This window comes from Myxococcus sp. AM010 (assembly GCF_013372585.1).
GTDB lineage: Bacteria > Myxococcota > Myxococcia > Myxococcales > Myxococcaceae > Myxococcus > Myxococcus vastator.
The window spans coordinates 94,321-119,383 of record NZ_JABXEO010000010.1; the positions used below are offsets into that span (position 1 = coordinate 94,321).

The 25,063-nt window shown below is 71.5% G+C and carries 23 protein-coding genes; 8 read left to right on the forward strand and 15 right to left on the reverse strand.

Features of this window, described 5'->3' with window-relative positions; translation table 11 throughout:
• Nucleotides 1–5: 5 nt before the first annotated feature.
• The 3 genes from HV826_RS08180 to HV826_RS08190 all read right to left on the reverse strand — a co-directional run bounded on the left by HV826_RS08180 (nt 6) and on the right by HV826_RS08190 (nt 4,021).
• Nucleotides 6–896 carry a biotin-dependent carboxyltransferase family protein gene (locus tag HV826_RS08180; RefSeq protein ID WP_176416438.1) on the reverse strand — a complete coding sequence of 297 codons (891 nt, stop codon included), beginning with the start codon at nt 894–896 and terminating at the stop codon, nt 6–8.
• Complete coding sequence (locus tag HV826_RS08185) at nt 893–2,182, reverse strand: LamB/YcsF family protein (RefSeq protein ID WP_176416439.1); 1,290 nt, start codon at nt 2,180–2,182, stop codon at nt 893–895. The genes HV826_RS08180 and HV826_RS08185 overlap by 4 nt, the downstream gene beginning before the upstream one ends.
• A gap of 252 nt (nt 2,183–2,434) precedes the next feature.
• Nucleotides 2,435–4,021: a c-type cytochrome gene (locus HV826_RS08190; protein WP_176416440.1), complete on the reverse strand. Its 1,587-nt coding sequence runs from the start codon at nt 4,019–4,021 to the stop codon at nt 2,435–2,437.
• A gap of 141 nt (nt 4,022–4,162) precedes the next feature.
• Here HV826_RS08190 and HV826_RS08195 point away from each other — a divergent pair, with 141 nt between their 5' ends.
• Nucleotides 4,163–5,299, forward strand: a complete 1,137-nt coding sequence (locus tag HV826_RS08195) for an aminotransferase class V-fold PLP-dependent enzyme (RefSeq protein ID WP_176416441.1) — start codon at nt 4,163–4,165, stop codon at nt 5,297–5,299.
• 12 nt (nt 5,300–5,311) lie between these two features.
• Here the strand turns inward: HV826_RS08195 and cysK are convergent, their stop codons facing one another.
• A complete protein-coding gene (cysK, locus tag HV826_RS08200; RefSeq protein WP_176416442.1) occupies nt 5,312–6,232 on the reverse strand; it encodes a cysteine synthase A in 921 nt (306 codons plus the stop codon).
• A gap of 21 nt (nt 6,233–6,253) precedes the next feature.
• Nucleotides 6,254–7,099 (reverse strand): serine O-acetyltransferase EpsC, encoded by an 846-nt coding sequence (gene epsC, locus HV826_RS08205; RefSeq protein WP_176416443.1) that lies wholly within the window; start codon nt 7,097–7,099, stop codon nt 6,254–6,256.
• A gap of 175 nt (nt 7,100–7,274) precedes the next feature.
• Here epsC and HV826_RS08210 point away from each other — a divergent pair, with 175 nt between their 5' ends.
• Nucleotides 7,275–8,924: an AMP-binding protein gene (locus HV826_RS08210; RefSeq protein ID WP_176416444.1), complete on the forward strand. Its 1,650-nt coding sequence runs from the start codon at nt 7,275–7,277 to the stop codon at nt 8,922–8,924.
• Here HV826_RS08210 and HV826_RS08215 read toward each other — a convergent pair.
• Both HV826_RS08215 and HV826_RS08220 read right to left on the reverse strand, forming a co-directional pair.
• On the reverse strand, nt 8,911–9,297 hold the full coding sequence (locus HV826_RS08215) for a TfoX/Sxy family protein (RefSeq protein ID WP_176416445.1): 387 nt from the start codon (nt 9,295–9,297) through the stop codon (nt 8,911–8,913). The genes HV826_RS08210 and HV826_RS08215 overlap by 14 nt on opposite strands.
• Nucleotides 9,298–9,354: 57 nt before the next feature.
• The gene (locus HV826_RS08220) at nt 9,355–10,290 is read right to left on the reverse strand and encodes a LysR family transcriptional regulator (RefSeq protein WP_176416446.1); all 936 of its coding nucleotides are present in this window, start codon (nt 10,288–10,290) and stop codon (nt 9,355–9,357) included.
• Between the two features lie 70 nt (nt 10,291–10,360).
• Here HV826_RS08220 and HV826_RS08225 point away from each other — a divergent pair, with 70 nt between their 5' ends.
• Nucleotides 10,361–11,734 (forward strand): MFS transporter, encoded by a 1,374-nt coding sequence (locus HV826_RS08225; RefSeq protein ID WP_176416447.1) that lies wholly within the window; start codon nt 10,361–10,363, stop codon nt 11,732–11,734.
• Nucleotides 11,735–11,751: 17 nt separating this feature from the next.
• Here HV826_RS08225 and HV826_RS08230 read toward each other — a convergent pair whose 3' ends face one another.
• Complete coding sequence (locus tag HV826_RS08230) at nt 11,752–12,909, reverse strand: serine/threonine-protein kinase (RefSeq protein WP_176416448.1); 1,158 nt, start codon at nt 12,907–12,909, stop codon at nt 11,752–11,754.
• A 29-nt stretch (nt 12,910–12,938) separates the two neighbouring features.
• Nucleotides 12,939–14,084: a hypothetical protein gene (locus tag HV826_RS08235; protein ID WP_176416449.1), complete on the reverse strand. Its 1,146-nt coding sequence runs from the start codon at nt 14,082–14,084 to the stop codon at nt 12,939–12,941.
• A 221-nt stretch (nt 14,085–14,305) separates the two neighbouring features.
• Here HV826_RS08235 and HV826_RS08240 point away from each other — a divergent pair, with 221 nt between their 5' ends.
• Both HV826_RS08240 and HV826_RS08245 read left to right on the forward strand, forming a co-directional pair.
• Nucleotides 14,306–14,776 (forward strand): YqaA family protein, encoded by a 471-nt coding sequence (locus HV826_RS08240; RefSeq protein WP_176416450.1) that lies wholly within the window; start codon nt 14,306–14,308, stop codon nt 14,774–14,776.
• 190 nt (nt 14,777–14,966) lie between these two features.
• Complete coding sequence (locus tag HV826_RS08245) at nt 14,967–16,670, forward strand: lamin tail domain-containing protein (protein ID WP_368670868.1); 1,704 nt, start codon at nt 14,967–14,969, stop codon at nt 16,668–16,670.
• Nucleotides 16,671–16,745: 75 nt separating this feature from the next.
• On the opposite strand, the gene HV826_RS08250 is transcribed toward HV826_RS08245, so the two are convergent.
• Nucleotides 16,746–17,903 carry an AI-2E family transporter gene (locus HV826_RS08250; protein WP_176416452.1) on the reverse strand — a complete coding sequence of 386 codons (1,158 nt, stop codon included), beginning with the start codon at nt 17,901–17,903 and terminating at the stop codon, nt 16,746–16,748.
• Between the two features lie 121 nt (nt 17,904–18,024).
• Between HV826_RS08250 and HV826_RS08255 the strand changes: the two genes are divergently transcribed.
• A complete protein-coding gene (locus HV826_RS08255) occupies nt 18,025–18,441 on the forward strand; it encodes a DoxX family protein (RefSeq protein ID WP_176416453.1) in 417 nt (138 codons plus the stop codon).
• Nucleotide 18,442: 1 nt separating this feature from the next.
• Here HV826_RS08255 and HV826_RS08260 read toward each other — a convergent pair whose 3' ends face one another.
• The 4 genes from HV826_RS08260 to HV826_RS08275 all read right to left on the reverse strand — a co-directional run bounded on the left by HV826_RS08260 (nt 18,443) and on the right by HV826_RS08275 (nt 21,635).
• Entirely contained in the window at nt 18,443–19,702 is a 1,260-nt protein-coding gene (locus tag HV826_RS08260; protein ID WP_176416454.1) for a threonine/serine exporter ThrE family protein, read from the reverse strand.
• A 114-nt stretch (nt 19,703–19,816) separates the two neighbouring features.
• Nucleotides 19,817–20,758 carry a hypothetical protein gene (locus tag HV826_RS08265; protein WP_176416455.1) on the reverse strand — a complete coding sequence of 314 codons (942 nt, stop codon included), beginning with the start codon at nt 20,756–20,758 and terminating at the stop codon, nt 19,817–19,819.
• Nucleotides 20,755–21,183 (reverse strand): phage holin family protein, encoded by a 429-nt coding sequence (locus HV826_RS08270; protein ID WP_176416456.1) that lies wholly within the window; start codon nt 21,181–21,183, stop codon nt 20,755–20,757. The genes HV826_RS08265 and HV826_RS08270 overlap by 4 nt, the downstream gene beginning before the upstream one ends.
• A 14-nt stretch (nt 21,184–21,197) precedes the next feature.
• Nucleotides 21,198–21,635, reverse strand: a complete 438-nt coding sequence (locus HV826_RS08275) for a hypothetical protein (RefSeq protein ID WP_176416457.1) — start codon at nt 21,633–21,635, stop codon at nt 21,198–21,200.
• Nucleotides 21,636–21,820: 185 nt separating this feature from the next.
• Between HV826_RS08275 and HV826_RS08280 the strand changes: the two genes are divergently transcribed.
• Nucleotides 21,821–22,621, forward strand: coding sequence for a pseudouridine synthase (locus HV826_RS08280; protein WP_176416458.1), 801 nt, complete (start codon nt 21,821–21,823; stop codon nt 22,619–22,621).
• Between the two features lie 31 nt (nt 22,622–22,652).
• Nucleotides 22,653–24,212, forward strand: a complete 1,560-nt coding sequence (locus HV826_RS08285) for a hypothetical protein (protein WP_176416459.1) — start codon at nt 22,653–22,655, stop codon at nt 24,210–24,212.
• An 18-nt stretch (nt 24,213–24,230) separates the two neighbouring features.
• On the opposite strand, the gene HV826_RS08290 is transcribed toward HV826_RS08285, so the two are convergent.
• Nucleotides 24,231–25,055, reverse strand: coding sequence for an aminotransferase class IV (locus HV826_RS08290; RefSeq protein WP_176416460.1), 825 nt, complete (start codon nt 25,053–25,055; stop codon nt 24,231–24,233).
• Between the last annotated feature and the right edge of the window lie 8 nt (nt 25,056–25,063).

A 25,063-nucleotide genomic window follows, 5' to 3' on the forward strand; every position in this document is an offset into this window, starting at 1 on the left:
GTGGATTACGGCTTCGTGGGGCGCGTGCTGATACCGAAGTGCTCCGCGTGCTCGCGCCACGCTGCCCGTGCCTCGTCGAGGCTCACCTCCTGGAACCGGACAGCGGCGCCTGGACGGCGAGCGCACAGCCGGCCCCAATCCGCGCGAATGACCGTCGCGATGAGTGGATAGCCGCCCGTCGTCGGATGGTCGGGCCCCAGCACGATGGGCGTTCCTGACAGCGTCACCTGGATGGCCCCGCGAACCATGGGGCGCGACGTGCCCGTGCCTTCGTCGCCATGGGTGAGCGCTGGCCCCTGGAGGCGCATCCCCACGCGGTCGGTGGCAGCGGACACGGTGAAGGCGCCCGACAGCAGGGTGGCCACGGTTGCTGGCTCGAAGCGGCGGTTGTCCGGCCCGAGCGTCACGCGGATGGGCGCCGCGGCATCCAGCGCCGCACCGGGCGCCCGCGTCTCGGCGCGCGTGTTCGCGTCACCCAGGGGCAGGCTGTCTCCCGAACGCAGCAGGCGGCCTTCGTGCCCGCCCAGGCGTGCGACCAGCAGCGTGCCGTGTCCTCCCAGCACCTCCGGCACCGCCAGCCCGCCATCCACCGCGACATAGCGCACGCTCGTCGACTCGGGCGCGGGGACGGTGAGGCGCGCCCCATCCGCCACCGTGAAGGCGCGGCCGTCCATGGACACGCGGACGCTTCGGCCACGGGCGCGCAGCTCCAGCCGGCCGAAGGCTTCCAGCGCCGCCGCTCCACTCGCGTTGCCCACGGCGAGGTTGGCCACGGCGAGCAGCTCCGGGACCAGCGGTCCGCCCGGAGGCACGCCGTGGTGCATCTGCCCGGGCCGTCCCGCGTCCTGCACCGTGACGGGCGCACCCACGCTCGTGATGTCCAGCCAGCCCGTCATCGGTCCACCCGCTCGAAGCGCACCCGGTCCCCGAGCTGAAGCACCGAACCCTGCTCGGGCGTGAAGGCGGTGAAGTCCAGCGCGGTGCCGATGAGGCTCCAGCCTCCCGGCGACGCGAAGGGATACACCCCCGTGCGCCCACCGGCGATTCCCACCGCCAGGGCGGGCACCCGCGTGCGGGGCGTGGCCAGCCGGGGGACCGCGATGCTCGGGTCGACCTCTCCCAGATAGGCAAACCCAGGGAGGAAGCCCACGCAGCGCACCGTGTACTCGCGCGCCGTGTGACGCCGCGCCACCTCGTCCTCGGTGAGGCCCGCGCGCTCCGCCACCGCGCGCAAGTCCTGCCCGTCGTAGCGCACGGAGATGGTCGTGAGGGGCCGTCCTGCCCCCGGCGTTGGAATGCGCAGCAACCGGGCCAGCGCGAGCCGAGGCTCCTCGGGGGGGGCCTCCGGGGCGAAGTACACGCAGGCGTGTTCCTCGGTGATGACGGCGTCGAGGACACCGGGCATGGCACAGAGCGCCTCGCGCGTGGCGCGTCGCTCCAGTCCCTCGGGGAGGACCAGTCGCAGGGCGCCGTCGCCCAGGGGCTCGGAGCGGAGCGCGAGCGCTTCCAAGGTGGCGCGGACCTCGCGCGCCAGCGCCACCGCGCCGGGCGTGTCGCCATGAACGCAGACGGTGTCCACGGTGCCGCCGGTGGCCAGGCGCACGGTGTTGGCCCGCGCCTGGGCGTGGTCGGTCAGCACCGCGCCGGGCTGTCCTCGGGGAATCAGCGAGCCGTCTGGCCGGGTGCCCCGGTCCGCGAAGCCTTCGCGGGCGTAGGCCAGTCCCGCCGCCAGGGCCGCGTCATGCAGAGCGCCCGTGCCGGGGCCAATGAAGGTGGCGGCGGTCCCCAGCGCCTCCACCACGCCCGCCACCACCGCGCGGGCCAGGGCCGGTGTGGCATTCGCCGCGTGGTACAGGGCGCCGTGAGGCTTGGCGTACGTCACGGGCAGCTGACGGTCCGCCGCCAGCTTCGCGAGCCGGCCGCACTGCGCGGCCACTTGCGCTTGGAGGTGCTCCGGCGTGACGTCGAGCGCGCGGCGGCCGAAGCCCTCGCGGTCTTCGTAGGAGGGGTGTGCGCCCGCGCGCGTGCCGTGCCGCTCGCACAGCGCCAGCGCGCGGCGCATGGACCCATCGTCTCCGGCATGCCCGCCGCAAGCGATGTTCGCCACATGGGCCAACGCGTAGAGCTGTTCGTCTTCACCAGGAAGCTCGCCCAGGTCGACGTTGAGGAGGCACTTCGTCATGCGGCGCACCGTACGCGAGCGGCGGCGCGGGTGCAGCCGTCCCTGTAGCCGCAGACGCTGGCGAGCCAGCCGACGGTGCGGTGGGAAGTCTCACGCACCACCCCGGGGCTGGGGCCGGTTGGCACCGGGGTGGTACGCGCCCAGCGAGTGCCTCGACGAGGTGCCCGCTGAGAACTTCCAGACGGGATACGCCAGCAGGGGTTTTCCTCGGTCATTTCCGGGACGTCTTTTCGCGTGCGCTGGGGGCGCGGCTCAGCGCGGGGAGGAGGGAAGCGAGGCCAGGCCGCCCGCCTTCACCCAGCGCACCAGTGCGCGCGCGGTCTTCTCGTCAATCAACTCCGCGTAGGTGGGCATGGGCGTGCCGGGGAGGAACTGCTCGGGGTTGCGCACCCAGCGGACCAGGTCGGCCTCGCTGCGCGTGGCGACCTTGTCGAGCCGGTCGTGGTAGCGCGCGCCCGGGGCGTGGCAGCTCGCGCAGCCAAACCGCACGAAGAGGGCGGGAGCGTCCACCTTGGGCTCGACGGAGCGCGGCTTGCGGGTGGGGGCGGGCTTGCTGGCCAGCGCCGTGGGAGCGGGCGCCGTGGGGCTGGCCGCAGCGTGTTTCGCGGACGGCGCGGAGTCCACGCCCGGGTGGGGGGCGCCAGGCTCCGTGCGCGGAGCTGCGCCAGCGCCGGTCGCCGAGGCCGTCACGCTGGCAGGGGCTTCTGCTCCCAGCGTGTCCCGCGGGATGGCCGGGGTTTGCGCGGGGGAGACGGACGGAGCCGAGGTGTCTCCCGCTGCTTCCTTCACGGAACCCCTGGCACCGGGCGCATCCCCAGCGCGCGTCTCATCGGGCGCGCTGGCCGGTGCTGCCTCGGGGCGTGTCTCCGCGCGCTGCTCCTCCGCCACCCAGTCCGGGCGCACCGACGCCGCGGTGAGCCGTGGCCGCGCGCCCTTCACCGCGTTCTCCCTGTTCGGCACCGAGCGCAGATAGTCATAGAGCGCTCGCGCCTCCACCGCGTCCATGCCCCGGAAGCGAGGCATGGGCGAGCGCAGCACGGAGCCATCCGGCGCCAGCCCGTCACGCACCGCGCGGGTGAAGTCCTCCAGCGTCCAGTGCGCCAGCCCCGTCTCGTGGAAGGTGATGTTGCTGGAATGAACCTTCCGTCCCTCCGGGTCGACGAACGCCATGCCCCCCGCGAACACGTCATCGCCCTCTGTCTTCCGAGGGCTGAAGCCATCCGTGTGACACGAGGCGCAGTCATAGACGTCATGCGCCATGTAGTGGCCGTACTCCCGGGTCGCCGCCTTGGGCGGCACGGGGATGCCCGAGGCGGGCCGCTCCACGGGCTCGTTCCCGGTGATGAAGCGGAAGCCGATGCCGCCGAAGAAGCTGAACTCCGACGGGGGCGCGGGCACCGAGTCCGGCGTGAAGAGCGGATGTCCGGAGCGCATGAAGCCCAGCACCGCCGCCAGGTCCGCGTCGCCCATGCCGTAGCTGGGCATCACCATCAACCGCCCATCGCGGCTCACGGCGTAGCGGATGGCCCGCGCCAGTTCTTCATCCGTCATGGCGCCGATGCCCGCCTCGGCATGCGACGTGAGGTTCGCCGCGTAGAAGCGCCCCATGTACGAGGGCAGCTCGCGCAGCGGCGCGCCCGACGCCGTCTCCGCGTCGCCGCCTCGGTGACAGGACTCGCAGCTCGCGTGGAAGATGGAGGCCCCTCGCTCCAGGGCGGCGGGGGACAGGTCCGCGCGGATGGGCGGGTAGGGCGCGTGGACGGTCCCAGCGCAGCCCGCCAGCAGGGCGGCTCCCACGAACAACGTGCTCCTCATGGCGTCCTGGAGGGTGCGGCGCATGGGTCCTTCCGCGTCGAGCAGGCCCTGACGCATATCGCATCCCCGCGAGAGACGGAAAACCCACCCCCTCTGTCCATGGCGGACACCCGGCCTTCACGAGGTACGGCGCGGCGCGGCGACGTGGCTACACTCCCAGTCACCATGACGCGCTCGCTCGAGTCCTACCGCGACCTCTTCCCCGTGCTGGGGGAGCAGCTCTACCTCAACCACGCCGGTGTGGCCCCCACCAGCCTGCGCGTCGCCGAGGCCGTGCGTGGGTGGATGGATGACGTCGTCCACCACGGCATCAAACACGAGCGCGGCTGGGAGGCCCACTGCGAGCGGGTGCGGGGCCTGGCCGCCCGCCTCATCAACGCCGAGCCTGGTGAGATGGCCTTCGTGCGCAGCACCAGCCACGGCCTGGGCCTGGTGGCCGAGGGGCTGGACTGGAAGCCCGGCGACGAGGTCGTCGTCGCCTCCTCGCTGGAGTACCCCTCCAACGTCTATCCCTGGCTGCACCTGAAGGACCGCGGCGTGACGGTGCGCGAAATCCAGACGCCCGAAGGGGGCGTCACGCCGGAGGCCGTGGCGGCCGCGCTCACCCCGAGCACCCGGCTGGTGGCGGTGTCCTCCGTACAGTTCGCCACCGGCTACCGCACCGACCTGGACGCGGTGGGCGCCGTGTGTGAGCGGGCGGGCGTCCTGTTCTGCGTGGACGGCATCCAGAGCGTGGGCTGCATCCCCGTGGACGTGAAGAAGAGCCGCATCCACTTCCTCAGCGCGGACAGCCACAAGTGGATGCTGGGCATCTCCGGCATCGGCTTCCTCTACGTGGCCAAGGACGTCCTGCCCAGGCTGCGGCCCGTGCTGGTGGGCTGGCGCAGCACCACCGACCCGTGGAACTTCAACCGCAGCCACTTCGAGCTGCGCCCGGACGCGGGCAAGCTGGAGGAGGGCAGCGCCGCGTACACCGGCATCTACGCCCTGGGGGCCGCGCTGGAGCTGCTGCACGAGGTGGGGGTGGACGCCAGCTCCGCGCGCATCCGCGAGCTGCTGGGCCAACTGGACACGGGGCTGCGCGGGCTGGGCTGCGACGTGGGGCCCGCGCCGGAGCACCGGGCGGGCATCCTCACCTTCCTGCCTCCGGAGGGCGAGGCCGGCGCGCTCGGCGCGTGGCTCACCGGACGGGGCGTGGCCCTCTCGGTGCGCCGCGGGCGCGTCCGCCTCTCACCCCACTTCTACAACCTGCCCGAGGAGATGGACCGGCTGGTGGAGCTGGTGCGGACGCACCGCGGCTAAAGGGCCCTGGGACTACTGGGCCGGGAAGAGCGGCTCGATGGAGAGGTAGCGCTCGCCCGTGTCGTAGTTGAAGACGAGCACGCGGCTGCCGTCGGTCATCTCGCCCAGCTTCTGATTCACGGCGGACAGCGCGGCGCCGGAGGAGATGCCCACGAAGATGCCCTCCTCACGCGCGGCGCGGCGGGTGAACTCGAAGGCGTCCTCCTCGGCCACCTGAATCGCGCCGTCCAGCGCGTCCTGGTGCAGGTTCTTCGGGATGAAGCCGGCGCCAATGCCCTGGATGGGGTGCGGGCCCGGCTGGCCGCCGCTGATGACGGGCGACTTGGTGGGCTCCACGGCGAGGACCTTCAGCTTCGGCCAGACCTTCTTGAGCTCCTCGGCGCACGCGGTGATGTGGCCGCCGGTGCCCACGCCGGTGATGAGGTAGTCCAGCCCCTCCGGGAAGTCCTTGAGGATTTCCTGCACCGTGGTGCGGCGGTGGACCTCGATGTTGGCCTCGTTCTCGAACTGCTGCGGCATCCACGCGTTGGGCACCTGCGACAGCAGCTCGTTGGCGCGGGCGATGGCGCCCTTCATGCCCTGCGCGCGCGGGGTCAGCTCGAAGGTGGCGCCGTAGGCGGCCATCAGCCGGCGGCGCTCGATGCTCATGGACTCCGGCATGACGAGCACCAGCTTGTAGCCCTTCACCGCCGCCACCATGGCCAGGCCGATGCCGGTGTTGCCGCTGGTCGGCTCGATGATGACGCTGTCCTTCTTGAGCAGGCCGCGCTGCTCCGCGTCCTCAATCATGGACAGCGCGATGCGGTCCTTGATGCTGCCGCCCGGGTTGGCGCGCTCGAGCTTCATGTGGACCGTCACGCGGGACGGAAACAGCCGGTTGATGCGCACGTGCGGCGTGTTTCCGATGGTCTCCAGGATGTTGTTCACCTTCATATGGGGGGCCTCGTCGGTGGGTCAGATGTGGAATTCGAGTGCGTCCAGCGAGCCGTCCGCGCCGCGCTGACGCACTTCGCTGCGGCGGGTCACCACGGATTGAGACGGGATGCTCTGCGTGAGCCAGGCGTTGCCGGCGATGATGCTGCCCCGGCCCACCACCGTCTCACCGCCGAGGATGGTGGCGTTGGCGTACACCACCACGTCGTCCTCGATGGTGGGGTGGCGCTTCTTGTCCGTCAGCCCCTTCTCCACCACGAGCGCGCCCAGGGTGACGCCCTGGTAGAGCTTGACGTTGTCCCCAATCAGCGTCGTCTCGCCGATGACGACGCCGGTGCCGTGGTCGATGACGAAGCGCCGGCCGATGGTGGCGCCCGGGTGGATGTCCACGCCGGTCCGCTGGTGCGCGAACTCGGTGAGCAGGCGGGGCAGCAGCGGGAAGCCCAGGGCGTGCAGCGCGTTGGCCACCCGGTAGATGGCGATGGCGGTGAAGCCCGGATAGGTGAGGATGACCTCGTCCACGGTGCGCGCGGCCGGGTCCGCCTCGAAGATGGCGTCCGCGTCCTGGCGCAGCCAGTCGTAGAGCCCGGGCAGCCGCTCCATGAAGCGCGCCGGCAGGTCCCGCTCGATGCCCGGGTACAGGGGCGCGAGCGTGTCCCGGATGCGGTGGAGGCTGGCCTCCACGGTGGTGACGTCGCGGTGGACGGCGGCGGCCGTACACTCCAGGCGGTCTGCGAAGTGGGGGAAGAGCAGGCCCAGCACCTGGCCTACGAATTCGGGAGCGGCGCGCCGCACGTCCGCAGGGAAGCAGTGGCGCTGCCGGGCTTCCAGCAGGGCCGCGACCAGCCTGGCGTTGGAGTCATCCATGAGCCCCCGTTTCTAACGCGGCGCGTGGGCTGGCTGCACGGCGTAATGGCAGATTCCAGAGCCGACTGTCATTTCCCGGGAGGGGGCAGGCCCCTGGGGGCCCTGGCTGGCGCGCGGTGGACAGCGGAGTTTCGCGGCGCTTGCCGCGTGTCCCACCAGGCGGGACGATGACGCCATGTCCCAAAGCCCGGTCCCTTCCTACGCTCATGGCACCAGCACCACCCCGCTGCTGGGGGAGACGATTGGCCAGAACCTGCGCCGCACCGTCGAGCGCCACGGGGACCGGGAGGCGCTGGTGGTGGCGTCCCAGGGGTTTCGGGCCACGTACCAGCAGCTCTGGGCGCTCACCTCGCAGGTGGCCCGGGGGCTGATGGCCCTGGGCGTCCAGAAGGGGGACCGGGTGGGCCTCTGGTCACCCAACCGGTTCGAATGGGTGGCCGTCCAGTACGCCACGGCCCGTATCGGCGCCATCCTGGTCAACATCAACCCGGCCTACCGCACCTCGGAGCTGGAGTACGCCCTCAACCAGTCCGGCGCGAAGGTGCTGCTCCATGCGCGGGGCTTCCGGCAGACGGACTACCGGGGCATGGTGAAGGAGGTCCAGCCGCGCTGCGGCGGCCTGGAGACGGCGCTGGTGCTGGAGGACGACTGGCAGCGGCTGCTCGACGGCGCGAAGGCGGTCCCCGAGGACGCGCTGACCGCCCGCGAGGCGTCGCTCCAGTTCGATGACGCCATCAACATCCAATACACGTCGGGGACGACAGGCTTTCCGAAGGGCGCCACGCTGTCGCACCACAACGTCTTGAACAACGGCTTCTTCATCGGGGAGGCCCTGCGCTACGGCCCCGAGGACCGGGTGTGCATCCCGGTGCCATTCTATCACTGCTTCGGCATGGTGATTGGCAACCTGGCCTGCACCAGCCACGGCGCCACCATGGTGATTCCCGCCGAGGCGTTCGACCCGCTGACGGTGCTCCAGACAGTGCAGGCCGAGCGCTGCACGTCGCTGTACGGCGTGCCCACCATGTTCATCGCGGAGCTGGAGCATCCGCGTTTCGGTGAGTTCGATTTGTCGACGCTGCGCACCGGGGTCATGGCGGGCTCTCCGTGCCCGGTGGAGGTGATGAAGCAGGTGCAGTCGCGCATGCACATGCGCGAGGTGACCATCTGCTACGGGATGACGGAGACGTCGCCAGTGTCCACGCAGAGCGCGCTGGATGAGCCGCTGGACAAGCGCGTGTCCACCGTGGGGCGCGTGCACCCGCACCTGGAGGTCAAGGTCATCGACGCGGGCACGGGGGCGGTGGTGCCGCGTGGCTCGCAGGGTGAGCTGTGCACGCGCGGGTACAGCGTCATGCTGGGGTACTGGGCCAACCCCGAGGCCACCGCCGCGGCCGTGGACTCCGCCGGGTGGATGCACACCGGCGACCTCGCGGTGATGGATGACGAGGGCTACGTGAAGGTGGTGGGCCGCATCAAGGACACCATCATCCGGGGCGGGGAGAACATCTCCCCGCGCGAGGTCGAGGAGTTCCTCCACACGCACCCGGGCGTCAGCGAGACGCAGGTCATCGGCGTGCCGAGCAAGAAGTACGGCGAGGAGGTCATGGCCTGGGTGCGCGCGAAGCCGGGCGTGGCGCTCACCGGCGAGGAGCTGACGCGGTTCTGCGCGGGCCGCATCGCGTCCTTCAAGATTCCCCGCTACTGGAAGTTCGTGGACGCGTTCCCGATGACGGTGACGGGCAAGGTGCAGAAGTTCAAGATGCGCGAGGCGTCCGTCGTCGAGCTGGGGCTGGAGGACGCCGCGGCCATCAAGACGGCTTGACGCGCGAGGCGCGCTTCTTCGCGGGCGCCTTCCTGGCCTTCTTCAACGCGGCCCGGTTCGCCGCGTCCACGGCCTTCCGGGCCCAGGGCAGGAGCGCGTAGGCGTCATCCGCGGCGTCCGCGGGCGGGGTCCAGTAGCCCATCTCCACCGGGGCGCCCTTGCCTTCGTAGACGAACGGCCGGCAGCCGGCGGCCTGGAAGTCCGGCCTGGTGACGTCATCCACCTTCAGGAACAGCTGCCCGTCGCCGATGAGCCCGAACATCCGTCCGCCGAAGTAGAGCCCCCAGCCGCCGAACATCGACCGCGACCGCACGGGCCCCAGCTTCTCCAGCAGTTCCACCGTGTACTCAACGAAGCTGTCCGTCCGGGCCATGAGGCGTCTCCGTGTCTCGGCGGGCCTCGTGAAGGCGGCGCCACCGGCCGCGGCACGCTAGCGCACCCGCGGGCCTGGAGCGGCCTTCCTCGTGCCCCAGGGTTCGGGCATGGCGCGCACGCTCTCCACGATGAAGGACTTGAGCGCCCGCGCCGCGGCCGTGAGGTAGCCCTCTCCCCGGTGAATCAGCGCGACCTGCCGCTTCAGCCCGGCGCGCGCCAGGGTCACCACGTCGAAGCCCTGGGCATGGTGGTCTCGGGCCATCAACTGCGGCACCACCGCGACGCCCAGGCCGCGCTCCACCATGCGGCGCATGGCCTCCGCGTTGTCCGTCTCCACCGCCAGGCGAGGTGTCACGCCCCGCGCCTCGCAGGCGGCCTCCATGGCCCGGGTGCCGCTCATGCCGGGGATGACGACCCAGGGCTCTCCCACGACCTCGTCCATCGTCACGGGCTTGCCTGACTTCGTCAGCCGGTGGCCTCGCGGGACGGCGAGCACCAGGGACTCCTCCCACAGTCGCTGCGCCACCAGGTCGGCGCGCCGCGCGGGCAAAGAGAGGATGGCCAGGTCCAGGGCGCCGCGTGCCACGCCTTCTTCCAGGGCCGGCGCCAGCCCCTCGCTCAGTCGCGGCTGGACCTCCGGGAACTGGCGAGCGAAGGCCGGGATGATGTCCGGCAGCAGGTACGCTCCCACGGTATGCAGCGTGCCGAGCGACACCACGCCGTGTGGCGTCCCCGACAGCCGCTCCAGCTCCGAGGTGCCCGCCGTCAATGCGTCCAGGGCCCGCTGGGCGTGAGGCAGGAAGCGCTCTCCCGCGTCTGTCAGCACCGCGCCGCCGGGCGTGCGGACGAGCAGGCGGGTGCCCAGCGCCGCTTCAAGCGACTGGAGCTGCCGGGAGAGACCGGACTGGGACAGCCCCAGCCCACGCGCGGCGGTGGCCAGGCGTCCCGCCCGGGCGACTTCGAGGAAGGCTCGGAGCTGTTCGGAGGTCATGCGGATTCCGCAAGGAGCCTATGCGGAAGATGCGGTTTCCGCATGGGGGCATGGGGCGTACAGAGAGGTGATGGACGGAAGCGGCGTCACAGCGGAGCCCATGGCCAGCGCGCGTCCCGGCGTGGCGCGGCGGACAGCGACGGGCGCGGTGTTGCTGGCCCTGGTGGTCAGCGCGTTCGAGGGCACCGTCGTGACGAGCGCCATGCCCACCATCACCCGGGAGCTGGGAGGTCAGCACCTCTACTCGTGGGTGTTCTCCGCCTTCCTCTTCGCCTCCACCGTCGGCGTGCTCGTCTCCGGGAAGCTGGCGGACCGGCTGGGCCGCAAGCCCGTCTTCTTCTTCGGCATGGGGCTGTTCCTGGTGGGCTCGGCGCTGTGTGGGCTGGCGGACTCGGTGCCGGGGCTCATCGCCTTCCGGGTCATCCAGGGCCTGGGCGCGGGCGCGCTGCAGCCCACCACGCTCACCATCACCGCTGACCTCTACACGCTGCGCGAGCGCGTCGCCGTGCAGGGGCTGTTCACGGGGGCCTGGGGCGCGGGCAACGTCGTGGGGCCGCTCATTGGCGGCTGGCTGGTGATGCACGCCTCGTGGCGCTGGGTGTTCCTGGTCAACGTGCCGGTGGGCCTGTTCGCCGCGGCGCTGCTGTACCTGTCTTACCGCGACCCGCCTCGCCGTTCGGAGGTCCGCATGGACCGGTGGGGGCCCGTGCTCGCGGGCTCCTCGGCGGCGCTGCTCCTCTTTTCGCTGGAGCCGGGCGCCGCGAGCCTGCGGTGGGCCTGCGCGCTGGCCGCCGTGGGCGCGGGCTGGCTGCTGGTGCGGCAGCAACGCGCGACGGTGTCTCCGTTGCTCCCGGCGGAGCTGCTGAGAGACCGCGCGGTGCTCAGCGGCGTCGTGGGCGGCATGGCGGGTGGCGCGCTGCTGTACAGCATGGCCGCGTGGGTGCCGCTGTGGATGACGGAGCAGGGCGGCCACACGCCGCTGGCGGCGGGGCTGGCGCTGCTGCCGATGCTGCTGGGCTGGTCCGTGGGCTCCACCTTCGGCGTGAAGCTGCTGGTGCGGGGGGGCATGCGGTTGAGCGCGGGCGTGGGCTTCGCGGTGGCGGCGCTGGGGGCCGGGTGGCTGTCATGGGCCGCCGCGCGAGGCTGGGGCGTGCCCGCGGCGCTGGTGGGGCTGGCGGTGCTCGGCCTGGGGCTGGGGCCCGCGGCGAGCACGTCGCTGATTGGGCCGCAGTCCCGCGCGCCCTGGCACCACCGGGGCATCGTCACCAGCGCGCTCTACGCCACGCGGCTGCTGGGGGGCTCGCTGGCGGTGGCGGTGCTCGCGCTGGCCCGCGGGCACTTCGCCTTGCAGTTCGGCATCGCCGCTGGACTCACGGCCATGGCGGCGCTCGGGTTGGCGCTGCTGGCCCCAGGCAGGACGGAGTCCTCGGCATCATGGGCGTGACAGCGGGCACGTTCCGCTCAGCCCGTGCCGCCTCCCGGCTCCGGCGCTCGGGCGCGCGCGTGGAGCGGCGTCGGTGCCCCTGCCGCCGCCGGGGCATCAGCGTTCATCGCATGAGGCCACAGCTTCGCCAGCGCGGAGCGGAGCTCCGCCGCGGTCCGGTACCGGTCTTCGGGGCGTTTCTCCATCAGCCGCAGCACGACGCGCTCGAAGGGCTCCGGCAAGTCCGGCCGCAACGCGCGCGGCGGCGCGGGGCGCTCCTGGACGTGCAGGAACATCAACGGCACGGGCTCCGGGTGGCGGAAGGGGAGCTGTCCGGTGAACAGCTCGTAGGCCACCACGCCGAGCGCGTACAGGTCCGTGGCGGGTGACACCGCGGGGCTGCCCGTCACCTGCTCGGGCGCCATGTACTCCGGCGTGCCGAGCACCGCGCCCTGGGCCGTCGTCCCCATGACGTGCGTGCTCTTGGCGAGCCCGAAGTCCATCAGCTTGAGCACGCCCGTGCGGGTGATGAAGAGGTTGGCGGGCTTCACGTCGCGGTGGAGCACGCCCCGGCCGTGCGCGTGCTCCAGCGCCACCGTCGCGTGGGTGAGCCAGCGCAGCGCCTCCGCCAACGTGGCGCGCCGCTCCAACAGCCGCTGACGCAAATCCACGCCGTCCAGCAGCTCCATGGTGAGGAAGTGCCGCTCGCCGTCCACGCCCGCATCGAAGACGCGCAGGATGTTGACGTGCTCCAGCGCCCGGGCGTGCTCCACCTCCTGGCGGAAGCGCGCCACCATCGCGGCATCCGCGTGGGGCACCGCGAGGACCTTGAGGGCCACGCGCAAGTCCTGCCGGAGGTCGATGGCCTCGTACACGGCGGAGCTGCCCCCGGCGCCCAGCCAGCGCTCCACCTGGTACCGCTGGGCCACCGTCTGGCCGGGCACCAGGCCCCGTATGACGCTGGCGGGCGCGGGCACCGGAATGCCCTGGAGCAGCGTGCCGTGCGGCGACATGGGGGTCACCGGGCTCAGTGTCTCCGCGAGCGACAGGGCCGGTGGTGGCGTCACCGGCTGGAGCGTCGCCTCGGGAGGGGTCTCCGCCCGCCGCGGGACAGGGGGGAGGTCGGCGCGGGGCGGCGGCTCCGGCGCGGCGCCCCCCAGGTACGCCACGCCTTCTACGTCGTCGGTCGAGTGCACCTCGTCCTCCCTCGGCTGCGTCGTCGCTCTCAGGGGTCGAGCAGCGAGATGTGGGACGGTGCCCCCACGCCCTCGATGTCCAGGTGCGGCGTGGGCAGGTTGTACTCGGACGCGGCGCTGGTGGCCTCGACGATGATGGGGCCGGCGATCTCCGGCGGCTCGCCGTGGCACAACAGGTCCACCACGTGCTCCACCGTCCACTTGCCCAGCCGGTTCACCACCAGCCGCGCGCCGTCATACTGCGTCGTGTCCGGCAGGTCCTGGCTCGCGGCCAGCTTGGCCTCCACGGAGTCGCCCAGGTAGCCGCGCGCCAGCGACACCACCCGGTCCAACACGGAGTTCCAGGCCTGCAGGTGCGTGCGGTCCTGCGCCTCGTCCATGATGTCCAGGCCCACCTGGAGCTTCTCCATGCGGTCCAGGAACTGCTGCACCAGCGGCCCTCGGATGATGCGGCCGTGCTGCGGCGCAATCATCTCCACGCCCGGCTCCAGCTTGCGGATGGCCGCCACCGTGCGTTGCAGCGCCGCGTTCACCGGCATGTAGATTTGGTGGAACGCGCGGATGCCCGCCCAGTCGGACTCATCCGCCCAGATGCCCTTGGCGTTGGAGTCCGTGAGCCCGCCGAAGAGGTCTCCGGTGAAGAGCACGCGCGTCTGCGGGTCATAGAGCATGACGGCGCCGCGGAAGTGGCAGAAGGGCGAGGGCACCGGCAGCAGCCGGTGGCCTGTGGGCACGCTGAGCCCCTGCGCGAACTTCTCCGTGGGGATGAAGCGGTGGCGCGGCAGGTTCTGGTGGACGATGAGCCGCCAGGTGTCCTCCGAGCACAGCAGCCCGGCCCGGGGCGCGTAGCGCGCGGAGATGATGCTCGCCGACGAGCCCACGTCCGGGTCCTGGTGGTTGATGAACATGGCCGACAGCCGGTCCATGCCACCGATGAGGGCCGTCACCTTGGTGTGGATGGTGGAGAAGTCGCTGCTCGAGCCCGGGTCGATGAGGAGGTTGAACTCCGTGGGCCGCTGCGTCTTCTTGTCCGTGCCGCGGAAGCGCAGCAGGTAGGGGTTGGCGTAGAAGATGTTGCCGGGCTCGCGCTTGCCCACCCAGAACGTCTCGGGGGCAATCTCCACCGGCACGAGGCGGAGGTCGGAGCTCGGGGCTGGGGCGACGGTGCTGCTCATGGGCGCGGCGTTCCTTCCCGCTCTGGGGTGTAGGCCCCGCCCCATAGCAAGCGCCGCGCCGTGGCCCTCTCTCCCCGGGGGGGACGTGTGCGCGGGCCGGGACGGAGCGCAATTGCTGCGCGTGGGTGGGCTGGGGCGCAGACCTTGCGTCCCGGGCGTCTGAGCGCGTGCGCCGCGGCGGGCGGCATGGCAGGCTGGGGGCGCTCACCTCCGAAGCGTTGATGCCCGACCCGTCCGCACTCGCCACCTGGGGCCTCCCGGGGCTGTTCCTCGTCGCGATGCTTGCGGGCTCCGTGGTGCCGGTGCCGTCGGAGGCGCTGCTGGCCGCGCTCGTCTACGGCGGGACGGCGCCCGTCACCGCCATCGGGGTGGCCACCGCGGGCAACGTGCTGGGCGCGCTGTCGCTCTACGGGCTGGGCCGGTGGGTGGCGGGCGGTGGCGGAGGCGCCCTGGGGCGCTGGTACGCGCGGCGCCGTGAGAAGGAGGGGCCTCGCATGCAGCGCGTGGAGGCCTGGACGCGGAGGTGGGGCGCGCCCGCGCTCATCATGTCCTGGCTCCCCGTGGTGGGTGACGCCTTCGTCATCGCCGGCGGCATGCTGGGGGTGCGTCCGCTGCCCTTCGTCTTCTTCGTCACGCTCGGCAAGGGCCTTCGGTATCTCGCCGTCGCCCTGTCCGCCGCCGCCGCGCTGTAGCGCCCGGCTCCGCCAGTTTCACGAATGTTTCACGCAACGCGTGTGGGTCCCTCCCTGATAAAGGAGACGGGTGAGCATCGCATTCCCCGTGAAGCGGGTATCGTGTGGATGTCTCAATCGACCTCTCAACAGCCCCTTGCCAGGGGAAGGACTGTGCATCGTGCGTGACAACGCAATTCCAACAAGCCCGGTGTGGTTGAACTGGCGTCGCCATGCTGCGGCGCTGTTGCTGGCGGTGCTCGCGGCGTGTGGTGGCGAGGACTCGTCGCTGGAGCCCGTGGGGCTCGACGGCGCGGAAGTCGGACAGCGGCAGGACGCGCTGGGCGAGGTCCGCCTTCGCCTGCTGGCGGCCAATACATCCAGCGGCAACGGGCAGGACTACGACCTGGGCCACGGCATCCGCATCTTCCAGGGCACGGACGCCGACGTGGTGATGATTCAGGAGTTCAATTACAAGTCGAACTCTGCGGCGGACCTCCGGAGCTTCGTGGACACGGCCTTCGGCACGCAGTTCAACTACTACCGCGAGGGCGGGGCGCAGATTCCCAACGGCATCATCAGCCGCTACCCCATCATCGCCTCGGGCGAGTGGGATGACCCTTACGTCTCCAACCGCGACTTCGCCTGGGCGCGCATCGACGTGCCGGGCCCGAAGGACCTCTGGGCGGTGAGCGTGCACTTCCTCACCACGAGCAGCGGCAATCGCAACTCGGAGGCCAGCAGCCTGGTCAGCCGCATCCGGGCCAACATCCCCGCGGACGACTACCTCGTGATTGGCGGAGACTTGAACACCGGCAGCCGCAACGAGTCCGCCTTCAGCACGCTGTCCCAGGTGGTGCGCACCGCTGGCCCCCATCCGGTGGACAAGAACGGCAATGGCAACACCAACGCGGGCCGCAACAGGCCGTATGACCATGTGCTGGTGGACAGTGACTTGTTCGCGCACCAGACGTCCGTCGTCATCGGCGGCGGCAGCTTCGCCAACGGGCTGGTGGTGGACACGCGCGTGTACACGCCGCTGAGCGCCATCTCCCCCGCGCTCTACGGCGACAGCGCCGCCTCCGGCATGCAGCACATGGCCGTCATCAAGGACTTCCTCATCCCAGGGGACGGCGCCACCGGTGACGACGCCTCCGTCACGGTGACGTCGCCCAACGGCGGTGAGAGCTGGGCGGGTGGGAGCGTGCGCGAAATCGCCTGGACGTCGACCGGCGTCGCGAACGTGAAGCTGGAGTACACGCTCAATGGCAGCACCTGGAGCACCCTGGCCGCCAACACGGCCGCCTCCGCGGGCAGCTACGCCTGGACGGTGCCGTCCAGCGCCACCACCACCGCGCGCGTGCGCATCAGCGACGCGGCCGACGCCAGCGTCAGCGACACCAGCGACGCGGCCTTCACCATCACCACGGCTCCGACGGGTGGCACGGGCAAGGTCCTCATCAACGAGGTGATGGTCAACGAGCCGGGCTCGAACGTCGTGGGCGAGTTCGTGGAGCTGGTGAACACGGGCACCGGGGCGGTGGACCTGAGCGGGTGGACGGTGTCCGACGCGGTCAGCGTGCGCCACACCTTCCCCGGCGGCACGTCGCTGGCGGCGGGCGGCGTCATCGTGGTGTTCGGCGGCGCGGCGGGCATCCCGTCTGGGACGCCCAACGCGGTGTCCGCCTCCACGGGCACCCTGGGCCTGTCCAACAGCGGCGACACCGTCATCGTGAAGATGGCCACCGGCGCGGTGGTGGAGTCCGCGGTGTTGTCCTCCGGCGTGAGTGGCACGGATGGCGTGTCCGCCAACCGCAGCCCGGACCTGGGCGCCGCGGCGACCTTCGTGTTGCACACCAGCCTGTCCAGCCTGAAGGCCTCGCCGGGCCATCGCGTCAACGGCTCGGCGTTCTGAGCGGCCTCGCGTGAATCGTCGCGGCCCTGCTCCCCGTTCGCGCGGGGAGCGGGGCCGTGTTGTTTCAGCGGGGCCTCAGTGGCGCTCGCGCGTCTCCGCGGACAGCTCGGATGGGCGGATGATGAGGCCCTCGCCGCCGCCCGAGCCTCCGGGCGTGGCCGGGTCTCCGGGGCGCGGCGTGGGCCGGCCGTAGTCGCGCTCGTAGATGCGCAGCAGGGCCAGGAAGAAGGCCACGATGAGGGGCCCCAACAGCAGGCCCACCGTGCCGAACGCGGCCAGGCCTCCGAGGAGCGCGAAGAAGACGATGGCCGCGTGCTGGTGCATGCCGCGCTTGGCCAGCAGCGGCTTCACGATGTTGTCCACCAGCCCCACCACCACCGTGCCCCAGATGGCGAGGAACAGCGCGGCCCACGGGTGGCCGCTGAAGAACATCAGCGCCGCGGCGGCCAACACCACGATGGCCGCGCCCACCGCGGGGATGAGCGCCATGAAGAAGGCCACGCCCGCGAAGAAGAGCGCCGCGGGGACGCGGGCGATGAGGAAGCCGACGAGCGCCGCCGCCGCTTGCACGCCCGCGGTGGCCACCGACGAGACGAGCACCGCCACGGAGACGCTGCGGAACTCCCGCAGGATCTCCCCCGTCTGGCCGCGCCGCAGCGGCGAGACGCTCTCCACCCAGCTCACCAGCCGCGCGCCCTCCGTCAGCAGGAAGAAGAGGGCGATGAGCATCATCACCGTCTGGAACGCGATGGAGCCCGTCGCCGCCACCGCCCCCGTGACGGCCCGCGCCGCTGTTCCGCCCTGGGTGCTCACCTGCTGCTGCAGCGTCTCGTCGAGCTGGGCCTCCTCCAGGGGGATGCGCTCCATCAGCCGCTCCACCGGGCCACGCACCGGGCCGGGAATCTTGTCAATCAGCCCTTCCACCCCCTCCCGCTGGACCGTGTCGGAGACGAACTTCACGCCGTCCGACACCTCGGTGACGACGAAGGCCGTCAGGCCCCCCAGGGGGAGCAGCAGGGCCAGGATGACCCCCGAGACGATGACCCCCGCCGCCACGTTGTTGTGTCCGCGCAGCCTCCGGCTCAGCCGCGAATAGAGGCCGTAGAAGGTTCCCGCGAGCACCGCCGCCAGGAAGAAGGCCTTGGCGAACGGGCGGACGACCAGGGCCAGCAGGATGATGGACAGGATGATGAGCCCGGTGAACACCCGCTGGGCGGTCTGCTCGGTTGCCATACCCGCCAAGGTAGGGCTGCCTTCGCGGAAGGGCAGGCACGAGAGGCGCTTTTGTCTGGCTGCCTGCTGTCCTTGCAAGAAGGCTTGGGCTTGGCCACAAGGCGGCTAGAGTGGCCGCGCCATGCCGCCCTTCGAATCCGCTCAATTCACTGTCTGGTTGCTCCAGGCGCTCTGCGCCGTCTTCCTGGCCATCCTCTTCCTCCAGTCCGGCCTCGACAAGGTCATCGACTGGAAGGGCAACCTGGGCTGGCTCACGGGCCACTTCTCCAAGAGCCCGCTGCGCGGCGTGGTGCCGCTGATGCTGGCCACCGTCACCGTGCTGGAGCTGGCGGCGGGCGCGCTCAGCGCCGCGGGGCTGGTGTCGCTGGTGGCCACGGGCAGCGCGACGCTGGCCTTCTGGGGCGCGCTGCTCTCCGCGGTGTCGCTGGTGGCGCTCTTCTTCGGCCAGCGAATCGCGAAGGACTACGCCGGCGCGGGCGGGCTGGTGCACTACTTCCTGCTGACGCTGGTGGCGGTGTACCTCACCCGCCTGGGCTGAGTCAGAGCACCTTGCGCGTGGGGACCAGGGCATTGGCGGACAGCAGCCCCGCCACCAACGCCACGGCCACCATCAGCATGGAGAAGGCCGTGTCCACGCCGGCCACCACGTCCCGCTCCAGCAGGGACGACAGGCTGCGGAAGCCGACGCTGCCAGGCACCAGCAGCATGAGCCCGGGCACCAGCGTGGTGATGGAGGGCTTGTCGCGCAGCCGGGCCAGCGCGTTGCTGCCCATGGCCAGCAGCAGCGCGCCCACGAAGGCACCCAGCTGAGCCCCCAGCAGCAGCGAGCCCAGCCGGGCCCCCGCGAAGGCGAACGTGCAGGCTCCGGCAATCCAGCCCCAGTCCCTGGGGCGCGCGCGGAAGAGCACGCACACCGCGAAGATGGCCACCAGCAGCATGGGCAGCTGCGTCCAGTCCGGCAGCGCGGGGGGCAGCGGCGCCATGGGCGGCGCGGGCAGCACCACCGACAGCCGACTGCCCAGGGCCACGCCGAAGCCCAGCTGGAGGAAGACGAGCGCCGCCGCCGTGAGGCGTGAGGTGCCGGAGATGAGGTTGCGCGTGGCCAGCTCGTTGATGGCCACCGTCAGGGAGAGGCCGGGGAGCAGGACGATGAGCCCCGCCAGCGTGGCAACCTGCGCGGACAGCGGCCCCATCAGGCTCGCGGCAAGCGCGGCGACGGCGGAGGACAGGATGGCCGCCACCGGCTCCAGCACCCGGGCCGTGGTGGGCTGCTTCCGGGTCAACACGCCCAATGTGCCGATGAGCAGGCTGCTGAGCGCCGCCACCGCCATCTCCTTGAGGCCACCGCCGAACAGCCGCCCCGCGGCGCCGCCCGCGAGCGTCCAGCAGAGGAGCTGGAGCGCGGGGCCGAAGCGCTCGGGCTGCGCGAGGATGGCGTCCACGCGTTGGGCTCCCTCGGCTGGGGGCACCTGTCCGTGGATGACCTCGTCCGCCAGCGTGTCCAGCAGCGCCAGCCGCTCCAGGTCCATGTCGCCCGGCTCCACGCGGACGAGCGAGGTGCGCAGGGCCTCCGGCGGCCCGAAGGACGAGAAGATGGACGTGGGTGTGGAGAAGAAGCGCCCCTCCAGTCCGAAGCGCTCCGACACCCGCTGCATCAGCAGCTCCAGGCGATGCGCGGGCGTGCCGTAGCGGTGCAGCGCCTCGCCCAGGCGGAGGGTGAAGGCGACGGCGGGGCCCGGCGGCGGGGGATGACTGACGGCGGTGAGGAGTTCGGGAGGGACGGCCACGGCGGCGCACATGGCAGAGGCTCCAGGCCGAGTCAAACGGCAGCGAGCCACACCCCTTGCTCCCGGGGAGCCGCCCGCCTGCCGTGTCGCGAGTTCAGGTCCGCCCGCTCCTGGGAGCTCCGCCCATCAGCGTGTTTTCCCTGAGTCCCCCAGGCCGGTTGTTTCGACGTTGCTCGCGCTGACGCTGGAGGAAGCGGACGCTGCCTGCTGCGAGCTCCCTGTGTCGCCGGCCGCTTGCTGTTCCTCTCCCTGGAGCTTTTCCTGGAGTTGTCCACCGAGCTGAGAGACACCTTCCTGTGCGCGGCGCTTCGCGGGCTCGATGAGCTTGCGCTCCTTTCCTGTCACCGGCAACAGGGCGGACGCCAGCATGCCCAGCGTGATGCCACTCACGGCCAGGAGCAGGGGTTGCTCATCCACCGTGCGGGTGAACCAGTCGGAGGCCCGATGCTGGACGGCTTCGCGCGAGGGAACCCGCTCCCGCGCATGTGACGCCCGCTCCCGGACCGTGTGCACGGCGCCCGCGGTCCGCTCCCGAAGCGCGGTGGCTTTGTCGCGCGCCCTGTCCTTCACCTCATGCGCCTTGTCGCTCACCTCATGCGCCTTGCCGCTGGCGCGGGTCTTCATGTCGGCGAGGGCGCCTTCGCTGTCCGCCTCCTCGGTGTAGCGCAGGGCGTCTCGGCCGGCGCGCGGGCCGTCGTGGCGCCACCGTTCGTCTCTCCCAGATGCGAGCTCGCTGTCGTGGTGCGCCGCGCGTGTGGTGAAGGCCTTGCGCATCAGCGCCGAGCCAACGCCCGCCCCCATGAGGGCGCCGAGCAGGCTCCAGCCCTTGGGCGAGTCGGCCCGCTCCTTCAATTCCATGCTCTTGTGCATCACTGTCTCCCTGGCCTGCGTCTTGAGTTCCGTGGCTTTCTCCACGGCGGCCTCCTTCGCGTGCTGCTTGAGCTCGGTGGCCTTGTGCGTGGCGGTCTCGCGGGCACGTTCCTTCAGCGCCGACGCCTTCTCGCTCGCGAGCGCCTTCAACCGGTCGGGTTCCGCCTTCCGGGCCAGCTCGCCCGCGAGCTCGCTCATGCGTGCCCGTGCATCTGCGATTTCATGGAGTGCGCGGTCTTGCTCGCCCATTGCCCATCCTCCTTGAGGGTTTGAATCGTTCTTTCAGGCCCGTGGACCTGCTTCATCCGCTGGCGTCCGCTCCAGGCAATGGCGCCGCCCACCGCGAGCAGCACCACCGCGACGATGAGGGCGGACGCCCAGAGGGGGAGGGCCTCGGCCAGCACCGCCACCAGGAAGGCGACAAAGGTGATGGCCCCCAGGAGCAGCACCACGCCGCCGCCTGCCAGCAGGCCTGCTCCGGCCGATGCCTTCCTTGCCTCCGTCCGCAGCTCGGCGCGCGCCAGCGACACCTCGGCGCGAACCAGGCGGCGTGCCTGCTCGGTGAACTCGGAGAAGAGCGCTCCGAAGCCGTCTCCGTCCCGATGGGGAATCGTGGGTTCCATTCGTGGCACTCCCCTCACGCCTTGATGAGCCGACCGAGAACGAAGCCCGCCGCCACGCACCCCGCGATGAAGAGCCCGGGCCGCTCGCGGACCTGTGTCTGGGCATCCGCGAGCAGCTCCTCGGTGGTTTCGCTCTCCAGCCGTTCAGACGTGCGGCGGAGCAGTCCCGCCGCGCGGCCGAGCAGCGGCCGGGCCATTTTCGCCTCGTCCTTGTCCGAGATGCCCTCCAGCGTGGAGACGAGCCCCCGCATTCCCTTGGCCACGTCACCCCGGCGGCTCTCCACCTGGTGGTAGACGCGCTCCTTCGCGGCGCTGCCCAGTTGCTTCGCCTGCTCCTTGCCGGCCTGCCCGAGCCCGGACGTGCCGGACTCATCACGGGCGAAGCGGGAGCCTTCTTCCGAGCGCTGCCCGTACCCGCTGCCTTGGATGTTGCCGTCGATGACGCTTCCCATGCTGACTCCTTCATGTCCCGAGGGGAAAACTGTCGCGGGGACCTCACAGGTCATCATCCCCGCGTGTCTTCGCATCAGAAGGTAGACATGCTTCGTGGCTGGCCTGGACGGAGCCTGGTACGCAGGCAGGGTGGGCGGTGGAGGGCGCGGGCGATGGTGGGCGGTATGAGCGAGGACGTGAGCGGATGACACGCAAGCAGCGGACCCCGAGGTGGCTGGAAGCGGCACGGCGGAGAGGGCCGGAGGACGTGCAACCCGCTGGCAGGTCGGATTGGTTGGCGAGGGCGCTGGGGAAGGCCGGAGTGATGCCTCGCGCCCAGGCGGAAGTGGCCATCCGCGAGGGACGGGTGACGCTCGATGGGCGGGTGGAGCGCGAGCCCTTCGCGCCGGTGCGTCCGGGGATGGAGGTGCGGGTGGACGGGCAGGTGAGGCACCTGGAGGCGCCCGTGTTGGCGCTGATGTTCCACAAGCCCGCGGGGCTGGTGGTGCACGGCTCGGACGCCGAAGGCGTGGGCACCGTGTTCGAGTGTCTGCGTGAGCGCCTCACCCCTCCGCTGCGCGACCATGAGTGGCTCGCGGTGGGCCGCCTGGACCGGGACACCACGGGGTTGCTGCTCTTCACCAACGACGAGCGCCTGGTGCAACACGGGACGTCGCCCGAGCGGCACCTGCCCAAGCGCTACGTGGCGGGCGTGGTGGGGCCGCCACCGGAGGAGGCGCTCCTCCGACTGCGCGAGGGCCTGGTGCTGGAGGACGGCCCGACGCGGCCCGCGGGGGCCCGGCTGCGCGCGCCGGACGTGGTGGAGCTCACCCTGACGGAAGGGCGCAACCACCAGGTGAAGCGGATGCTGGCGGCGGTGGGACATCCGGTGCGGACCCTGCACCGCGAGGCCGTGGGCGGCGTGACGCTGGACGTGCCCGAGGGCGCGTGGCGGTTGCTGACGGACGGCGAGGTGTCCCAGGGGTTGTCCTTCATCGTTTCCTGAGGCCGCGCCCGCCGCGTGTAGACTTCGAGCCATGGACGTTTCCGCGGCCCGTGAGCGTGGCGGCATCCCCGCGCGGGCCTTCTGGCCTGGTGTCTTCGGCGTCACTGCGGCCTTCAGCCTCTTCTGCCTGGGCGTCGAGTACACGCCGGACTCGCTGCACTACCTCTCCGTGGCCCGTGGGCTGGTGTCGGGCTCGGGGCTGTCGGGCACGCTGCTCGCGGTGGACACGGCCATGCCCCGGCCGCTGGACTTGTGGCCGCCCCTGTTCCCCATGGCCTGGGCCGCCCTGTTGTGGCTGGGGCCGGATGCGGCGGTCATCACGCTGCACCTGCTGTGCTTCGCCGCGCTCGCCGCGGCGCTCTTCTCCATGGCCCCCGAGGGGCAGGGCGCGCGCTACCTCTGGACGTGCGCGGTGCTCATCGTCCTCTACCGTCCCTTCGGGCACGTGGCGGCGGCGGCGTGGTCCGAGCCCCTGTGCGTCGCATTGCTCGCGCTCGCGCTGGCGCGGGAGGTCCGGGGCGCGGACAGCGCCGGCCGTTCCTTCCTGGTGGGGGCGCTGCTGGGCCTGGCGGTGCTGACTCGCTACGCGGCGCTGTTCGTCCTGCCCGGGCTCCTGTGGTGGCGCTTCGTCCGGGCGCGTGAGGCGGGAGGGGCGCGGCGGCACGCGGTGCATGCGCTAGCGCTGGGCGCGGGGCTCGGGCTCGTGGTGGCGCCGTGGTTCGTCCGGAACGTCGCGTTGTTCGGCCGGGCCCTGGGGCCGCCGCGGGCGCCACGTGGCGTGGGGCTCGTGTCCTCGCTGCTCAGTGGGGTGGATACCCTGTTGGGGGAGGCGTCCTTCGGCGCGTTCGGTGTGCTCTGCGTGGCGGCCACGGTGTGGTTGCTGATGCGTGCGCCGCGTGGCGTTTTGCGTGAGCACCTGCCGGACGCGGCGCTGGAGCGGCTGCGCCCCGCGGCGCTGATGGCCGTGTCGTATGTCGCGGGCCTGTTCTGGACGGCCACGCGCACGCAGATGGACACGCTGGATGGCCGACTGCTGGCGCCGCTGGGCGTGGGGTTGGTGCCAGTCACGGCGGCGGTGTTGGTGTCGCTCGTTGAGCGTTCCCGGTTGATGTCACCTCCGGTGCTCGTCACCACGGGCGTGGTGGTGGTGGCGGGACACCTCTGGGCGCCGCTGCACGCGCGCGTCCGTCAGCCTCGGCAGGGTTTCAACCACCTCCGCGAGCGCATCGCCCCGCTGCCGGCGTGGGTGGAGGCCCACGTCACCGAGCGGGACCTGCTCCTGGGGCCGCAACTCTGGTGGGTCCACCCGTTCGCGCGTGCCCCCGTGGTGGCGGACGGCTACCCCGAGCGAGGCTTCCTGACGCGCCAGACGCTGGGGCCCTACCTGAGACAACACGGCGCCGCCTACGAGCGCTTCTTCTGGTTCGATACCAGGCCTCCGCCCGTCGACGCGGCTGCCTTCGAGGCCGTCGAGGTCGCCCGGTTGGAGATGAACGCCTACTGGTCCACCGTGTGGAACACCGTCTGGGAGATTCGTCCCGTGGACCGCGCGTCTCCCGTGGACGGACGCGAGGCGGCGCCCGCGCCGTAGGCCTGCGCCCCGTGAGCCTCAGCGCTCGCGCGCGGCGCTGTCCTCGACGAGGCTCCGGAGGCTCCGGGCCAGCGCCACGCTGGTGGGGAGCGCCCGGCCGAGGAGGCTCGGCACGCCGGTGGCCACCTGGGCGGAGTTGGTGAAGACGCAGGCGGTCACCTGGGCGAGCTGCGCGAACGAGACATGCCGCTCGACAATGGGCAGCGTCCCCACCTGGCCGGCCTCCAGGAGCACTTCGCGGATGATGCCCGGCAGACATGGCGCGGACAGGGGCGGCGTGATGAGCGCGCCGTCGCACTGGAAGAAGATGTTGGCCGTGGGGAGCTCGCAGACCTCGCCGGCCTCGTTGCCGAGCAGGGGCAGGCGCTCCATCACGCTGTACTGTCTGAAGTAGGCGAGGCCCTTGTGATTCAGCGTGGACTCGCCGCGGCGGTAGGCCCCCGGCTCCTGATTGTCCAGGGCTCGCCCCTCGCGGTGCAGTCGCTCCAGGTCCGGGGCGTGCGCGCGGAAGGTGAGCAGCGCCCGGCCATCACTTGCCGACAACTTGCCCACACCTCGGAACGCGGGGCCCATCGCGGCGTCGGCGCGCAGGCAGCGCGCAATCGCTTCGCGCACCGCGGCTTCGCTGAGGTGCTCCAGCGGCGGCGCGCGGACGGCGCCGGGAAAGGCGGCCAGGCTCGAGCGCAGCCGCGCCAGGTGCCGGGCGAGGAACCAGGGCTCGCCAGCCTCGATGCGGAAGGTGGTGAAGAAGCCCGCGCCGAAGAAGAAGCCCTGCGCGAAGTCCCGCAGGTGCAGGTCCTCCCAGCGCCGTACCTCGCCGTCCACCGCGACCGTGGAGAACATGGCAGCCT

Excerpts from the sequence above, each read along its gene's own strand:
- HV826_RS08180 (WP_176416438.1), bottom strand. The coding sequence starts at position 896 with ATGACGGGCTGGCTGGACATCACGAGCGTGGGTGCGCCCGTCACGGTG.
- HV826_RS08185 (WP_176416439.1), bottom strand. The coding sequence starts at position 2,182 with ATGACGAAGTGCCTCCTCAACGTCGACCTGGGCGAGCTTCCTGGTGAA.
- HV826_RS08190 (WP_176416440.1), bottom strand. The coding sequence starts at position 4,021 with ATGCGCCGCACCCTCCAGGACGCCATGAGGAGCACGTTGTTCGTGGGA.
- HV826_RS08195 (WP_176416441.1), top strand. The coding sequence starts at position 4,163 with ATGACGCGCTCGCTCGAGTCCTACCGCGACCTCTTCCCCGTGCTGGGG.
- cysK (WP_176416442.1), bottom strand. The coding sequence starts at position 6,232 with ATGAAGGTGAACAACATCCTGGAGACCATCGGAAACACGCCGCACGTG.
- epsC (WP_176416443.1), bottom strand. The coding sequence starts at position 7,099 with ATGGATGACTCCAACGCCAGGCTGGTCGCGGCCCTGCTGGAAGCCCGG.
- HV826_RS08210 (WP_176416444.1), top strand. The coding sequence starts at position 7,275 with ATGTCCCAAAGCCCGGTCCCTTCCTACGCTCATGGCACCAGCACCACC.
- HV826_RS08215 (WP_176416445.1), bottom strand. The coding sequence starts at position 9,297 with ATGGCCCGGACGGACAGCTTCGTTGAGTACACGGTGGAACTGCTGGAG.
- HV826_RS08220 (WP_176416446.1), bottom strand. The coding sequence starts at position 10,290 with ATGACCTCCGAACAGCTCCGAGCCTTCCTCGAAGTCGCCCGGGCGGGA.
- HV826_RS08225 (WP_176416447.1), top strand. The coding sequence starts at position 10,361 with ATGGACGGAAGCGGCGTCACAGCGGAGCCCATGGCCAGCGCGCGTCCC.
- HV826_RS08235 (WP_176416449.1), bottom strand. The coding sequence starts at position 14,084 with ATGAGCAGCACCGTCGCCCCAGCCCCGAGCTCCGACCTCCGCCTCGTG.
- HV826_RS08240 (WP_176416450.1), top strand. The coding sequence starts at position 14,306 with ATGCCCGACCCGTCCGCACTCGCCACCTGGGGCCTCCCGGGGCTGTTC.
- HV826_RS08250 (WP_176416452.1), bottom strand. The coding sequence starts at position 17,903 with ATGGCAACCGAGCAGACCGCCCAGCGGGTGTTCACCGGGCTCATCATC.
- HV826_RS08255 (WP_176416453.1), top strand. The coding sequence starts at position 18,025 with ATGCCGCCCTTCGAATCCGCTCAATTCACTGTCTGGTTGCTCCAGGCG.
- HV826_RS08260 (WP_176416454.1), bottom strand. The coding sequence starts at position 19,702 with ATGTGCGCCGCCGTGGCCGTCCCTCCCGAACTCCTCACCGCCGTCAGT.
- HV826_RS08265 (WP_176416455.1), bottom strand. The coding sequence starts at position 20,758 with ATGAGCGAGCTCGCGGGCGAGCTGGCCCGGAAGGCGGAACCCGACCGG.
- HV826_RS08270 (WP_176416456.1), bottom strand. The coding sequence starts at position 21,183 with ATGGAACCCACGATTCCCCATCGGGACGGAGACGGCTTCGGAGCGCTC.
- HV826_RS08275 (WP_176416457.1), bottom strand. The coding sequence starts at position 21,635 with ATGGGAAGCGTCATCGACGGCAACATCCAAGGCAGCGGGTACGGGCAG.
- HV826_RS08280 (WP_176416458.1), top strand. The coding sequence starts at position 21,821 with ATGACACGCAAGCAGCGGACCCCGAGGTGGCTGGAAGCGGCACGGCGG.
- HV826_RS08285 (WP_176416459.1), top strand. The coding sequence starts at position 22,653 with ATGGACGTTTCCGCGGCCCGTGAGCGTGGCGGCATCCCCGCGCGGGCC.
- HV826_RS08290 (WP_176416460.1), bottom strand. The coding sequence starts at position 25,055 with ATGTTCTCCACGGTCGCGGTGGACGGCGAGGTACGGCGCTGGGAGGAC.